The organism is Nocardia sp. NPDC051833 (assembly GCF_040681225.1).
Classification (GTDB): Bacteria; Actinomycetota; Actinomycetes; order Mycobacteriales; family Mycobacteriaceae; genus Nocardia.
Genome location: NZ_JBFAYK010000001.1, coordinates 597,944 through 611,935, shown reverse-complemented (window position 1 = coordinate 611,935; position 13,992 = coordinate 597,944). Strand labels below are relative to the sequence as shown.

Sequence of the window (13,992 nt, the reverse complement as noted above, 5' to 3'; positions counted from 1 at the left end):
TACCGAGTCGTACCGGCCTCCCACGGCACCGGTCTGTGGAACGACTGTGCAGCTCAGTGGCCGGTGGGCAAGGTTTTCAAGTACCGGTGTGCGAACCAGCGCTGGATCAGCCGGACGACGGGCCCGCCGAGCGCCACGTACCAGGCGCCGGGGCGGGAGAAGGCGGTGATCAGGCCGTAGACGGTGTCGTCGGCGGGGTCGTACTCCACGGCGAACAGTTCCTCGCCGATCTCGGGATGGCCGGGCAGGGTGCCGTAGGCGAAGCCGCGACGGTCCGGTTCGTCGAGGACGTAGACCACTCGGCACGGCGCGACGATGCCGACCGGGCCGACGCCGATGCGTACCGTCAATTCCGTTCCCGCCACCGCGGTTTCGGTATCGGCCCGCTGGAAGACGCCGGTGCCCTTCTGTATCCCGAACCCGAGGATGTGGATGGCGGCCCGGTCGAACAGTGCGCGGCCGTGGCCGATCGGGCGTCGGAGTTCGAACCGGTGGTAGTCCGCCGGGAAGGTCGCACGGGTGGCACCGACCTCGGGGTAGGTGAAGGGCGCTGATTCCGCTGACACACCCCGATTGTCGTCCCGTGATCGAGACGGAGGTACCCGGTGCCGTGGAGTGCTTCGTCACAGCACCGGTTCCAGCGGCTTCAGCCGAACGGGGACCTCGTGCAGCAGGCCGAGCGGATCGATGTACTCGCGCCGCGCGTGCTCGCTCGCTTCCCGCCGGGCACCCCAGTGCAGGCAGGCGGCGGCCGGACACCCCTCGTGCCCGGCCACCAGGGTCCCGATCGGGGTGCCCCTGCCGACCCGGCTCCCCACCGCGACCTGTGCCCGCACCGGCTCGTACGTGGTGCGCAGCCCGCCGGGATGGTCGATCGACACCACCGGTTTGTCCGCCACGACACCGGCGAAGACCACGATGCCCGCGCCCGCCGCCAGCACCGGCTGTCCCTCGCTGCCCGCCAGGTCGACTCCGCGATGACCGGGCAGCCAGTTCCGCTCCGGCTTGTCGAACCGGCGCTCCACCGTCGGCCGGGGCCGCAGCGGCCAGCCGAACGTGCCCTGCTCGGCTCCGTCGACCGGCGCGGCACCACAGACCAGGACCGCCGCCAGCGACATCACCGCCGCACCGAAGCAGGCTCCCGTCCGTACTCCCCGTGACGAACCGAACGCCGAGCTTGCCCGTGCGTGGTCCCGGTGGTGCGCGCGATCGGCGGTTTCCGCTCGTCGCGTGGTGGACCGACGCGGTACTTGCCGTTTGACTCGATCGCAGACGACGCCACGCACGGTGCCCACACCGGCTCAGCGATGCGGTCGCGGCGCGGGAACCCGCTGCGGCGTGATCAAGGTCTGCACCAGATCGCGCAGCGCGGCAGGCAACCCGGCCGCCGACCCACCGCCGCCGCCCCGGACGACGATCTCCACTTCGACCGGAGCTCCCACCCGGCCCCGCTCGCCGGCGTTCGGCGCCGTGGTCAGATCGCGCACGGTCACCCGGACCGGAACCGGCGTCGCGTCGGAGCGCGGGGGAGGGGTCGGCGCCGCGGCCCCGTGCCGCTCGGGCGCAGTCGCGGCACCGCCACCGGAACACACCGGGGCGGCGGGCGTCCCCGCGCCGGGATTCGCCGCAACGGGCGCCGCCAGCGCACCCACCGCGCACAGCAGCGGAAACGTCGAGATCAGAGTTCGTGTGAAGATGTTCATGCCTTCACTTTCGGCGGCGAACACCCCGGCCGGGCCGACGGATCGGCAACTGGGGACAACCTCGCCCGATGTGGATACCGCGCACTTCACCACCTGTTTCGGTGGTCGTGGCCAGGGGGCGATTTCGGGCCTGGCCGCCCTCCGCGTAGACTGATCAACGCGGTTTGTGCTGTGCACAGCAGGAACCGACTTCGCGCGCCACCCGTGCTCGTCCATCCGGTCGCCGCTCGCAACGCAGGCAGTCCGTGAGGGCATGTCCGTGCGAGTTCTCCGATGGATGGACAGTGGAATCGTCGGCTGGTCCCGGTCTCGCAGACCTGGGTCCGGCGGTTTCGGTGGCGCCAGGGCAGTCGATCGCCGATCGGCTGCGTCAACCGGCAACGAAAGAGAGATACGGGAGCTATGGCTGTCGTAACCATGAAGCAGCTGCTCGACAGCGGCGCGCACTTCGGGCACCAGACTCGTCGGTGGAACCCGAAGATGAAGCGGTTCATCTTCACCGACCGCAACGGCATCTACATCATCGACCTGCAGCAGACGCTGACCTACATCGACAAGGCCTACGAGTTCGTCAAGGAGACCGTCGCCCACGGTGGCACCGTTCTCTTCGTCGGCACCAAGAAGCAGGCCCAGGAGTCGATCGCGGCCGAGGCGACTCGCGTCGGGATGCCCTACGTCAACCAGCGCTGGCTGGGTGGCATGCTCACCAACTTCTCGACCGTCCACAAGCGCCTGCAGCGCCTGAAGGAGCTCGAGGCCATGGAGCAGACCGGTGGCTTCGAGGGTCGCACCAAGAAGGAAATCCTCATGCTGACGCGTGAGATGACCAAGCTGGACCGCACCCTCGGTGGTATCCGCGACATGGCCAAGGTGCCCTCGGCCATCTGGGTCGTCGACACCAACAAGGAGCACATCGCCGTCGGCGAGGCGCGCAAGCTGAACATCCCGGTCATCGCGATCCTGGACACCAACTGCGATCCCGACCTGGTCGACTACCCGATCCCGGGTAACGACGACGCGATCCGTTCCGCCGCTCTGCTCACCAAGGTCGTCGCCTCCGCGGTGGCCGAGGGCGTGCAGGCCCGCGCGGGCCAGGCTTCCGGCGACGCGAAGCCCGAGGCCGGCGCCGGTGAGCCGCTCGCCGAGTGGGAGCAGGAGCTGCTGGCTCAGGCGACCCCGGCCGCCGAGGTTGCCGCCGAGACGCCCGCCGAGGCCGAGGCCGAGGTCAAGGCCGACCCGGCGCAGCACACCCCGGCCGACTTCTGAGCTGATCGGTAGCTCTACGTTCACCTTGCCGGCCCTTCTGAATTCAGAAGCGGTCGGCAAGGTGGTGTAAACACCCAAGCACCCCACACACGAGGAGGCTCGCCCCCGATGGCGAACTACACCGCTGCTGACGTGAAGCGGCTCCGCGAGCTCACCGGCTCCGGCATGATGGACTGCAAGAACGCGCTGGCCGAGTCCGACGGCGATTTCGACAAGGCCGTCGAGGTGCTGCGCATCAAGGGCGCCAAGGATGTCGGCAAGCGCGCCGAGCGCGCGACCGCCGAGGGTCTGGTCATCGCCAAGGACGGCGTCATGGTCGAGATCAACTCCGAGACCGACTTCGTCGCCAAGAACGCCGAGTTCCAGGAGCTGGCCGACGCGGTCGTCACCGCCGCCGCGGCCGGCAAGCCTGCCGACCTCGACGCACTGAAGGCGCTGAAGCTGGACAACGGCACCGTCGACGACGCCGTGCAGGCGCTGTCGGCCAAGATCGGCGAGAAGCTGGAACTGCGTCGCGTCGTGGCCTTCGACGGCCCGGTCGCCACCTACCTGCACAAGCGTGCGTCGGACCTGCCGCCGGCCGTCGGCGTGCTCGTCGAGTACACCGGTGAAGGCGATGCCGCCGCTGAGGCCGCCCGCGCCGCCGCCATGCAGGTCGCCGCGCTCAAGGCCCGTTACGTCACCCGTGACGAGGTCCCGGCCGACCTGGTCGAGAACGAGCGTCGCGTCGCCGAGGCCACCGCCCGCGAAGAGGGCAAGCCCGAGGCCGCGCTGCCGAAGATCACCGAGGGCCGCGTCAACGGCTTCTTCAAGGACGTCGTCCTGCTCGAGCAGGCGTCGGTCACCGACTCGAAGAAGACCGTCAAGGCCCTCCTGGACGAGGCCGGTGTCACCCTGACCCGCTTCGCCCGCTTCGAGGTCGGCCAGGCCTGATCCGCCTGAACGAGAGCCCCTCGGGAGCAGCGTCCGTCTGCCCCCGAGGGGCTCTTGCCGATTCCTGACGGCATCTGCCCCCGGTTCCGGGGTCTCCGCGTTGCGCAAGGGGGTCTTGTGCGGTGACGGGAACCGGATAAGGCAGGATGGATGCCGCTTCGCCTTGCTGTGCGGCCGATTCGCGTGCCCGCAGTTCGACCCATATCGACCTTGCCGAAGGAGACGAACACCCATGACCGACCCGGGTACCGACCGCCCTGGATACCGCCGGGTGCTGCTGAAGCTGGGTGGGGAGATGTTCGGTGGCGGCGGGGTCGGTCTCGACCCGGATGTCGTGCAGACGGTGGCCGAGCAGATCGCCGAGATCGTCGAGACCGGCGTCCAGGTGGCCGTGGTGATCGGAGGCGGCAACTTCTTCCGCGGCGCCGAGCTGGAGGAGCGCGGCATGGAACGTGCCCGCTCGGACTACATGGGCATGCTCGGCACCGTGATGAACAGCCTTGCGCTGCAGGACTTCCTCCAGCAGCAGGGGGTGGACACGCGCGTGCAGACCGCCATCACGATGGGCCAGGTCGCCGAGCCGTACCTCCCGCTGCGGGCCAAGCGGCACCTGGAGAAGGGCCGCGTCGTGATCTTCGGCGCGGGCATGGGCATGCCTTACTTCTCCACCGACACCACCGCCGCCCAGCGCGCGCTCGAGATCGGCGCCGAGGTCGTGCTGATGGCGAAGGCGGTCGACGGCGTGTTCGACGCCGACCCGCGCGTGAACGAGAACGCGAGCATGTTCACCGAGATCACGCACAAGGAAGTGATCGAGAAGGGGTTGAAGGTGGCCGATGCGACCGCCTTCAGCTTGTGCATGGACAACCAGATGCCGATTCTGGTGTTCAATCTGTTGACCAAGGGCAACATTGCCCGCGCAGTCGCCGGTGAGCACATCGGCACCTTGGTTCGGTCCTGATCCCGCAACCGCGGAAGATGACGATGACGACGCTGTGGAGGAACCGGTCGTGATTGATGAAGCGCTCTTCGATGCCGAGGAGAAGATGGAGAAGGCCGTCTCGGTGGCGAAGGACGACCTCGGAACCATCCGCACCGGCCGCGCCAACCCGGGCATGTTCGCCCGCGTCGTGGTCGACTACTACGGTTCGCTGACGCCGATCACCCAGATGTCGAGCATCACCGTGCCGGAGCCGCGCATGGTGGTGATCAAGCCCTACGAGCAGAGCCAGCTCGGCCCGATCGAGAACGCGATCCGCAATTCCGACCTGGGCGTGAACCCGACCAACAACGGTGACATCCTGCGCATCACGGTCCCGCAGCTCACCGAGGAGCGGCGCCGCGAGATGGTCAAGATGGCCAAGGGCAAGGGCGAGGACGCCAAGGTCTCGATTCGCAACGTCCGTCGCAAGGCGATGGACGAACTGGGCCGGATCCAGAAGGATGGCGAGGCGGGTGAGGACGAGGTCGGGCGCGCCGAGAAGGAGCTCGACAAGACCACCGCCAAGTACGTGGGCCAGATCGATGAGCTGGTCAAGCACAAGGAAGCCGAACTGCTCGAGGTCTGAGCGCAGATCTCGCCAGTCCCGCTCGTGCGGGGGATGAACGGAACGACGAGTTGAGCGACGGGACAATCGTGGCCGAAGACGCCGCCGCCACCGGAGCGGCACCGGAGCCGACGCCGGACCAGGTCGAGGAGACCGGCGCGGCGCCGCAGACACCGGACGACCAGGCGCCTGCCGAGCCGCAGGCGCCCGCGTCGCGCGCGGGACGCAATCTGCCCGCGGCGCTCGCGGTCGGGTTCGGGCTCGGTCTGTCGCTCATCGCGATCCTGCTGTTCGTCCCCAAGGTGTTCATCGGGGTGGTGGGCGCGGCGGTCGCCGTCGCGACCTGGGAGGTCGCCAAGCGGCTGCGGGAGGCCGACGTCCTGGTCCCGCGGATCCCGCTGCTGGTCGGCGGCCAGGCGGTGTTCTGGCTGGGCTGGCCGTGGGGTGCGCAGGGCGTGGTCGGCGCGTTCGCCGCGACGGCGCTGGTCTGCATGGTGTGGCGGCTGTTCGACCACGGGTTGAGCACCGCGCCCAAGAACTTCCTGCGCGACACCGCGATCACGCTGTTCACGCTCACCTGGATCCCGCTGCTGGCCGCGTTCTCGACGTTGCTGCTGCTCGAACCCGACGGCAACCTGCGGGTGCTGACGTTCATGATCCTGGTCGTCTGCTCCGATGTCGGCGGTTACGTCGCCGGCGTGCTGTTCGGCAGGCATCCGATGGTGCCCGCGATCAGCCCGAAGAAGTCGTGGGAAGGGTTCTGCGGGTCGCTGGTGTTCAGCGTGATCGGTGGTCTGCTGACCGTCACGCTGCTGCTCGAGGCGAACTCGATGATCGGTGTCGTCCTCGGCATCGGCCTGGTGGTGGTGGCCACCTGCGGCGACCTGATCGAGTCGCAGATCAAGCGCGAACTCGGCATCAAGGACATGGGCACGATGCTGCCCGGCCACGGCGGCATCATGGACCGCCTCGACTCGATGCTGCCCTCGGCGTTCGTGTCCTGGCTGGTGCTCAGCGCGCTGCTCTGAGCCTCAGGGCTTCTTGGCGGCGTGCCGGAGCTGCAGGATCCGCACCCCACCGACCAGTCCCATCACCAGCGCGCCCGCGATCACCGACAGCAGCACGGTGATGCCAAGCGGCAGCGAGAAGTCCCAGAACAGCAGATTCACCTGGGCCTGGTCGAGGTTCTGGATGATGAAGATCAGCAGCACGATGCCGATGATCGCGGCCGCGAGCAGGCCGATCCAGGCGTAGCCGGTGCGCGAACCGTGCACCCCGGGCGGGGTGGCGCGCTTGGCCGGGGCCTGCTTGTCCTTGCGGTGCTGGGTCCCGGTCGGCTCGCTGGTCGGCGCGGCGGGCTCGTGTTCGGCCGGTGACGCACCGGATTCGGCGTTGGTGGACATGGTTCGATCATGGCCGACAGCTATCACCGGTGCACGCATCTTCTCGATAACGGCGTTCGGCGTGGCGGCCCGGCGACCGGGCCCGCCACCTCGTTTGGGACAATGGTGGAATTATGGCCACCTCCCTGCCCCTCGTGTTCGATGCCCCGCGTCGCGGTCTGCCGCCGCGCCACCTCGCCGACCTCGACGCGGACGAGCGCAAGGTCGCGGTGCAGGAGCTGGGACTGCCGAAGTTCCGCGCCGACCAGCTGGCCCGCCAGTACTACGGCAGGCTGCAGGCCGACCCGGCGCTGATGACCGATCTGCCCGCCGACGTGCGCGAGAAGGTCGGCGAGACGCTGTTCCCGCCGCTGCTGTCGGTGGTCCGCCACCTCGCCTGCGACGAGGGCGACACCCGCAAGACGCTCTGGCGCGCCCACGACGGCACCCTGCTGGAGAGCGTGCTCATGCGCTACCCCGACCGCAACACGCTGTGCATCTCCAGCCAGGCGGGCTGCGGCATGGCGTGCCCGTTCTGCGCGACCGGCCAGGCCGGGCTCAACCGCAACCTCTCGACCGCGGAGATCGTCGACCAGGTGCGGGCCGCGGCCGCCGCGCTGCGCGACGGTGAGGTGCACGGCGGCCCCGGCCGGCTGTCCAACATCGTGTTCATGGGGATGGGCGAGCCGCTGGCCAACTACAAGCGGGTGGTGAACGCGGTCCGCCGGATCACCTCGCCCGCGCCCGACGGTCTCGGTATCTCGCAGCGCTCGGTGACGGTGTCGACCGTCGGCCTGGCGCCCGCGATCCGCAAGCTGGCCGACGAGGACATGTCGGTGCGGCTCGCGGTGTCGCTGCACACCCCCGACGACGAACTGCGCGACACCCTGGTGCCGGTGAACAACCGCTGGTCGATCGCCGAGGTGCTCGACGCGGCGCGCTACTACGCCGACAAGTCCGGTCGCCGGGTGTCGATCGAGTACGCGTTGATCCGCGACGTCAACGATCAGCCGTGGCGGGCGGATCTGCTCGGCAAGAAGCTGCACAAGGCGCTGGGCCCGCTGGTGCACGTGAACCTTATCCCGCTCAACCCGACGCCGGGCAGTGAGTGGGACGCCAGCCCGAAGCCGGTCGAGAAGGAGTTCGTGCGCCGGGTGATCGCCCAGGGCGTCTCCTGCACAGTGCGCGACACCCGCGGTCAGGAGATCGCCGCGGCCTGCGGTCAGCTCGCCGCCGAAGGCTGATCTACTCGATGACGTACGGCTGCGTGAAGTCGTCGTAGGGGAGCGGCCCGTCGACGAAGGCGTTCACCGTCAGTGTGTTGAGGGTGATGTCGCCGCCGTGGTTGTCCAGGAAGGCGATGTCGGAGGCGTCGCGGCCGGTGGCGATGCGGACCAGGCTGGGGCGCGGGGCCAGGCAGGTGGGATCGAGCGTGTGCCATCTGCCGTCGACGTAGGCCTCGGCGACGGCGTGGAAGTCCATCGGCACGCACCCGGGGGCGTAGACGGCGGCCACCCGCGCCGGGATGCCGACCGCGCGCAGGAGCGCGACGACCAGGTGGGAGAAGTCGCGGCAGACGCCGGTGCCCGACAGCAGGGTCTCGACGGCGCCGTCGATCGGGGCGCTGCTGCCGGAGACGTAGGAGATCCGCCTGCCCACCCACGCCGCCACCCGCGCGGGCATCTCCGGATCGACGATGCCGTAACCGAATTCGGCGGCGGCGTAACCGAGTAGCTTGTCCGACTCGGCGTAGCGGCTCGGCCGCCGGTACAGCGCGATCTCGTAGTCGGTGGCCGGTGCGGGGGTCGCGGTGCCGAACACCGTCGCCTGGTAGTCCAGCCGGAGCGTGCCCGCCTTGGCGTCGAGCACGTGCAGCCGGGAATGGTGCGGGCCGATGACCTCGCGCGGGGTGACGTACTCGCCGTCGAGTACGCAGGTCATCGACTCGATCAGGTCGAGGCCCGGCTGGCGGGCCACGGCGATCTGCCACTGCAGCACCGCGTCGGCGTGGACCGTGATCTCCATGCTCGCGGACACATCACGCTTCACGGCTCCAGCCTGACAGGCCGGGGCGCGCGGGGCGACTCGAACACGGGCGCCCGCCGGTCGCGAAGTCACAACGGATGGGTGCCGGGCCGAGATCGATGCCTGTCGCCCCGGGCATCTGCCGTTTGCCCGATCACGTTGCGGCCCAGGCGTTACCGGCGCGGGACCGGATCGAGGCCCGCGTCCGAGATCGTTGACTATGGCGCGCGGAACAGCCTCTGTCACAGTCACTCTCGAACTCGAGGCGGGCAATGCCTCGCTCATGGTTCTCGGCAAGATGCTCGGTCCCACCGGTATCCCGCCGTTCGAAGTCAAACGCCGTTACGACGCGGCGACGGCCGATCAGCGCGGGGAGATCATCCCCGCCGTCATCACGATCGATGCCCGAAAACGCTGGACCATGCGGCTCAAGACGCCGCCGACCGCCTCGCTCATCCGCAAGGCCCTCGGTAAGCCGGGCTCGCCCCGCCCCGGCCACAAGCCGGTGGGCGCGCTGTCGCGGGAACAGTTGCGGCGCATCGCCATCCGCAAGCTGCCTGATCTGAACACGACCGACGTGGAGGCCGCGATGCGGATCGTGGCGGGCACCGCCCGGTCGATGGGCGTGCGGATCGAGGAGTGAGCCGGGCGGCGAGCTCGGTCCCGCCCGGCGATCGTCGGCCGCCGTGGCACGATGTCCGCTGCCGCGCGGTCAGGCGTTAGGTTGGTGGTGGCCGACCGGTGGGATGCGCAGCGGCGGCCGGGACCGGACCAGGGGGAACCATGCTTGCGACGGGCGACGTCTTCGCCGGCTACGCGATCGAACGTCGACTCGGGCGCGGCGGGATGGGGTCGGTGTATCTGGCCCGGCATCCGCGCCTGCCCCGGCAGATCGCGCTCAAGGTGCTGAATCCGGAGTTGTTCGCCGACACCGAGATCCGTGCGCGCTTCGAACGGGAAGCCGACCTGGCGGCACAGCTGGAGCACCCGCAGATCGTCACGGTGTACGACCGCGGTGTCGACGACGGGCGGCTGTGGATCAGCATGCAGTTCGTCGACGGGGTCGACGCCGCGACCATCGACCACCCCGTGCCCGTCGACCGGGCCCTGCACATCGTCGAGGGCACCGCGGCCGCACTGGACCACGCGCACCGCAACGGTGTCCTGCACCGCGACGTGAAACCGGCCAATATCCTGCTGGCCGCGGGGGAGGGCCGGGAGCGGGTGCTGCTCACCGACTTCGGCATCGCCCGCCCCCGGGACGACGCGCACCACCTCACCAGGACCGGTACCTTCACCGCGACGCTGGCCTATGCCTCGCCCGAGCAGCTGACCGGCGCCCATCTGGATCACCGCTCCGACCAGTACTCGCTGGCCTGCACGCTGTACTCGCTGCTCACCGGGGTGGCGCCGTTCGAGGCGACCAATCCGGTCCAGGTCATCCAGGGCCACCTCCAGTCGCCGCCGCCGTCGTTGCGGGCGTACCGGCCCGATCTGCCCGTCACGCTGGACGGTGTGCTGGCTCGCGCGCTGGCCAAGCGGCCCGCCGATCGCTTCGACTCGTGTGCGGAGTTCGCGGCCGCCGCGCGTCGTGCGGTGCAGGGGACCGGTGCGCAGCCGACCGTGTTCGCCGGGCGGCCCATGCCGGTCGGGATCCAGGGGAATCCGATCGGGCACGTCACGCCGCCGCGTCCGGCTCCGGGTTACCCCCGGCGCCCGCCCGGTGGTCCGCGCCCGCAGGGTCGGGCTCCTGTCCCGCCGCCGCGCCGCCGTACGGGCAGGCTGGTCGCGGCCGTGATCGTCGGTGCGCTCGTCCTCGGCGGGGGGATCTGGGCCTGGCAGGACGACACCGGGATCATCGCGCAGCAGCTCGAACGGTCGGTTGGGCACCACGATCTGCGGGCGATGTCGGCCGCGTTTCCCGGCATGCTGCCGCCGTCCTCGGACAAGAACGACGGATACGGCGGCACCTACTGCAAGGGCGCGCCGGTGTGGAAGTCGTTCTACACGATCGACAAAGGCGGGCTGCGGAACTTCAACGACTGGCAGGCCCGGTGGGAATGCCTGGACCCAGACGACGACGCCCTCGCCTACCGCTTCTACAGTTTCGCCACCGTCGAGGCCGCCCGGTCGGCGGTGAGCGGCTTCGTCGCGGAATCGACCGACCGCGGAACCGTCACCATCGGCACCCGGCAGAACCACCGGCTCTTCTCCACCGACGAATACAACGGCGAACGGGCCACGATTCTCACGAGTTTCACCGATCCGGATCGCGCCAGGTTCGTGCTGTTCGCCATGCCGCACATGCGCGGCGCCAAGGGCGACAACCAGCGATGGCTCGACGATCTGGAGGCGCGGTTGGCCAAGGCACCGCTCTGACCGGGTCGCCGGGCGCCGCGCTGGCCCGCCGCGCTGAATCCGGGTTTTGGTAGGGTCCTCACGCGTCGGACGACGCGGGAGATGCGGGGGCAGTCAGTGATTTCCGACGGGACGGTTTTCGCCGGATACACCATCGAACGTCAACTCGGCCGTGGCGGAATGGGATCGGTGTATCTGGCCAGACACCCGCGTCTGCCCCGGCAGACCGCGCTCAAGCTGCTGAACCCGGAGTTGTTCGCCGACACCGAGATCCGTGCCCGATTCGAACGAGAAGCGGATCTGGCCGCGCAGCTGGAGCATCCGAACATCGTCACGGTCTACGACCGGGGTGTCGACGACGGGCGGCTGTGGATCAGCATGCAGTTCGTCGACGGGGTCGACGCGGCGACTATCGCGCATCCGGTTCCTATCGAGCGGGCGCTGCGCATCGTCGAGGGCACGGCGGCGGCGCTCGATCACGCGCACCGCAACGGGGTGCTCCATCGCGACGTGAAGCCCGCCAATATCCTGCTGGCCGACTCCGACGGCCGGGAGCGGGTGCTGCTCACCGACTTCGGCATCGCCCGTCCGCGCGACGACGTGCACCACCTGACGCAGACCGGCACCTTCACCGCCACCCTCGCGTACGCCTCGCCCGAGCAGCTGACCGGCGCTCACCTGGATCACCGCTCCGACCAGTACTCGCTGGCCTGCACGCTGTACTCGCTGCTCACCGGGGTGGCGCCGTTCGAGGCGACCAATCCGGTACTGGTCATCCAGGGTCATCTGCAATCGCCGCCGCCGTCGCTGCGCGCGCACCGGCCCGACCTACCTGCCGCGCTGGACGCTGTGCTGGCTCGCGCGCTGGCCAAGCGGCCTGCCGATCGCTTCGACTCCTGCGCGGAATTCGCCGCGGCCGCGCGTCGCGCGCTGAGCGGCACCGGTGCGCAGCCGACCGTGTTCGCGGGTCAGTCGATGCCGCAGCATCCGCAGGCGCGTCCACTGCTGCCGCATCCTGTTGTGCCGCAGCCTTATCCGGGGTACGGGCAGCCACCCGCACGGCCCTATCCCGGTCGTCCGGTCCCGCCGCCGCGCCGCAACTGGACGCCGGTGGCCCTGCTCGCGGTGCTGGCGCTGATCCTCGGCGTGACGTACTGGGTGTGGCAGGACGACAGTTCCCCGCTGGCCGACGCCATGCACCGCTCCGCCGGTCACAAGGACATGGACGCGCTCCACGCCGCCTTCCCGCAGATGCTGCCCGACGGCTACGACAGCGGGCGGGTGCTCGGGGACCGGCTGTGCTCGGGCCGGTTGGAGCCGTCGAAGTACGGCGAGGAGTGGATGCAGACCTTCAACGGCTACCAGGCGAAATGGAACTGCGCCGACAACTTCGTCGGTGACACGCACTACGCCTTCTTCACCTATCCCACCGCCGCGGCCGCCGCCGATGTCGTCGCTCGGTTCCGGCAGCAGACGAAGGACCACGGTCAGGCGACGAGCGGCACCCGCACCGACGACCGGCGGGAGCGGACCAGCGGAGGTCAGTACGTCGGTTCCGCCGTGGTCTCGACGTTCTCCGACCCCGCGCGGGCGCGCTGGGTGCTGCTGTTCTATCGCGGCTCCGACGACACACCCTTCGCGGGCAACACGGTGGAGCAGAACATGCCGGTCCTGATCTCCGACGTCGCGGGCTTCCCGCTGGGCTGAGTCCGGCCCCGCGCGACCCCCGCACCGGGGCGAACGGTGTTTGGTAGGGTCCACTCCCGTCGGACGACGAGCGAGATTCGGGGGTCAGAGTGGTTTCTGACGGGACGGTATTCGCCGGATACACGATCGACCGGCAGCTGGGCCGCGGCGGGATGGGGTCGGTGTATCTGGCCAGGCATCCCCGGCTGCCGCGCTGGACCGCGCTCAAGCTGCTGAATCAGGAGCTGTACTCCGACAAGGAGATCAGGGCCAGGTTCGAGCGGGAAGCCGATCTGGTGGCCCAGCTCGACCACCCCAACATCGTGACCGTCTTCGACCGGGGTGTCGAGGGCGATCAGCTGTGGATCAGCATGCAGTACATCGACGGGGTCGACGCGTCCACGCTGGATCCGCGGTCGCTGCCGCCGGACCGGGCGGTGCAGATCATCGGCGAGACCGCCGCGGCACTCGACTACGCGCATCGCGCCGGCGTCCTGCACCGGGATGTGAAGCCCGCCAATATCCTGCTCGCCCGATCCAACAGCCAGGAGCGGGTGTACCTCACCGATTTCGGGATCGCCCGGCTGCGTGACGATTCCGGCCACCTCACCGAGACGGGATCGTTCACCGCGACGCTCGCCTACGCCGCGCCCGAGCAGCTCACCGGCGTCCCGCTCGATCACCGCGCCGACCAGTACTCGCTGGCCTGCACCCTGTACTCGTTGCTGACCGGCACCGCGCCGTACGAGGCGCCGAGCCCAGCCGCCGTCATCACCGGGCATCTGCAGGCACCGCCGCCACCGGTCAGCCCGCGCCGCGCCGGGCTGCCGCCGGTGCTCGACGCCGTGATGGCCCGCGCGCTCGCCAAGCGGCCCGCCGACCGGTTCTCCTCCTGCGAGGAATTCGTCGACGCCGTGCAGCGGGCGCTGCGCTCCGGGACCGGCGCCGCACCGACGGCACGGCCCACCTCGGGGGCGCATCCGCAGCCGTTCGTCGGGATGGCGCCGATGACACCGGTGCCAGGGCCGGGTGCGCCGTACCCGGTGAACCGCCCGCCGGTGCCCCCGTATCAGCCGGTCGCGCCGCGCCCGG

14 protein-coding genes and 1 pseudogene are annotated in these 13,992 nt (G+C 69.7%); 10 read left to right on the top strand and 5 right to left on the bottom strand.

Annotation, left to right across the window (positions count from 1 at the left end):
- Nucleotides 1-53: 53 nt before the first annotated feature.
- From AB0L91_RS02805 to AB0L91_RS02795, 3 genes are all read right to left on the bottom strand, one after another.
- Complete coding sequence (locus tag AB0L91_RS02805; RefSeq protein WP_365007014.1) at nt 54-566, bottom strand: DUF1990 domain-containing protein; 513 nt, start codon at nt 564-566, stop codon at nt 54-56.
- A gap of 57 nt (nt 567-623) precedes the next feature.
- On the bottom strand, nt 624-1,118 hold the full coding sequence (locus tag AB0L91_RS02800) for a M23 family metallopeptidase (RefSeq protein WP_365011154.1): 495 nt from the start codon (nt 1,116-1,118) through the stop codon (nt 624-626).
- Nucleotides 1,119-1,301: 183 nt separating this feature from the next.
- Complete coding sequence (locus tag AB0L91_RS02795; protein WP_365007013.1) at nt 1,302-1,703, bottom strand: hypothetical protein; 402 nt, start codon at nt 1,701-1,703, stop codon at nt 1,302-1,304.
- A gap of 402 nt (nt 1,704-2,105) precedes the next feature.
- On the opposite strand from AB0L91_RS02795, the gene rpsB reads away from it, so the two are divergent.
- The 5 genes from rpsB (at nt 2,106) to AB0L91_RS02770 (ending at nt 6,477) form a co-directional block, all read left to right on the top strand.
- A complete protein-coding gene (rpsB, locus tag AB0L91_RS02790) occupies nt 2,106-2,969 on the top strand; it encodes a 30S ribosomal protein S2 (protein ID WP_355280543.1) in 864 nt (287 codons plus the stop codon).
- Between the two features lie 108 nt (nt 2,970-3,077).
- Nucleotides 3,078-3,902 carry a translation elongation factor Ts gene (tsf, locus tag AB0L91_RS02785; protein WP_355280545.1) on the top strand — a complete coding sequence of 275 codons (825 nt, stop codon included), beginning with the start codon at nt 3,078-3,080 and terminating at the stop codon, nt 3,900-3,902.
- Between the two features lie 232 nt (nt 3,903-4,134).
- On the top strand, nt 4,135-4,863 hold the full coding sequence (gene pyrH, locus AB0L91_RS02780) for a UMP kinase (protein WP_365007012.1): 729 nt from the start codon (nt 4,135-4,137) through the stop codon (nt 4,861-4,863).
- Between the two features lie 49 nt (nt 4,864-4,912).
- Nucleotides 4,913-5,470 (top strand): ribosome recycling factor, encoded by a 558-nt coding sequence (gene frr, locus AB0L91_RS02775; protein ID WP_030202900.1) that lies wholly within the window; start codon nt 4,913-4,915, stop codon nt 5,468-5,470.
- Nucleotides 5,471-5,520: 50 nt separating this feature from the next.
- Nucleotides 5,521-6,477: a phosphatidate cytidylyltransferase gene (locus AB0L91_RS02770; protein WP_357344417.1), complete on the top strand. Its 957-nt coding sequence runs from the start codon at nt 5,521-5,523 to the stop codon at nt 6,475-6,477.
- Nucleotides 6,478-6,480: 3 nt separating this feature from the next.
- Here the strand turns inward: AB0L91_RS02770 and AB0L91_RS02765 are convergent, their stop codons facing one another.
- Nucleotides 6,481-6,852, bottom strand: coding sequence for a lipopolysaccharide assembly protein LapA domain-containing protein (locus AB0L91_RS02765; RefSeq protein WP_365007011.1), 372 nt, complete (start codon nt 6,850-6,852; stop codon nt 6,481-6,483).
- 113 nt (nt 6,853-6,965) lie between these two features.
- Between AB0L91_RS02765 and rlmN the strand changes: the two genes are divergently transcribed.
- Nucleotides 6,966-8,075 (top strand): 23S rRNA (adenine(2503)-C(2))-methyltransferase RlmN, encoded by a 1,110-nt coding sequence (rlmN, locus tag AB0L91_RS02760; protein WP_355280551.1) that lies wholly within the window; start codon nt 6,966-6,968, stop codon nt 8,073-8,075.
- A 1-nt stretch (nt 8,076) separates the two neighbouring features.
- Here the strand turns inward: rlmN and AB0L91_RS02755 are convergent, their stop codons facing one another.
- Complete coding sequence (locus AB0L91_RS02755) at nt 8,077-8,880, bottom strand: transglutaminase family protein (protein WP_357344421.1); 804 nt, start codon at nt 8,878-8,880, stop codon at nt 8,077-8,079.
- A 196-nt stretch (nt 8,881-9,076) separates the two neighbouring features.
- On the opposite strand from AB0L91_RS02755, the gene AB0L91_RS02750 reads away from it, so the two are divergent.
- The 4 genes and pseudogenes from AB0L91_RS02750 to AB0L91_RS02735 all read left to right on the top strand — a co-directional run.
- Nucleotides 9,077-9,499: an uL11 family ribosomal protein gene (locus tag AB0L91_RS02750; protein WP_355280554.1), complete on the top strand. Its 423-nt coding sequence runs from the start codon at nt 9,077-9,079 to the stop codon at nt 9,497-9,499.
- A 140-nt stretch (nt 9,500-9,639) separates the two neighbouring features.
- Entirely contained in the window at nt 9,640-11,235 is a 1,596-nt protein-coding gene (locus AB0L91_RS02745) for a serine/threonine-protein kinase (protein ID WP_365007010.1), read from the top strand.
- A 96-nt stretch (nt 11,236-11,331) separates the two neighbouring features.
- Entirely contained in the window at nt 11,332-12,921 is a 1,590-nt protein-coding gene (locus AB0L91_RS02740; protein WP_365007009.1) for a serine/threonine-protein kinase, read from the top strand.
- 89 nt (nt 12,922-13,010) lie between these two features.
- Nucleotides 13,011-13,829 (top strand): annotated as a pseudogene (locus tag AB0L91_RS02735) (serine/threonine-protein kinase); the annotation flags it as partial.
- Nucleotides 13,830-13,992 lie beyond the last annotated feature (163 nt).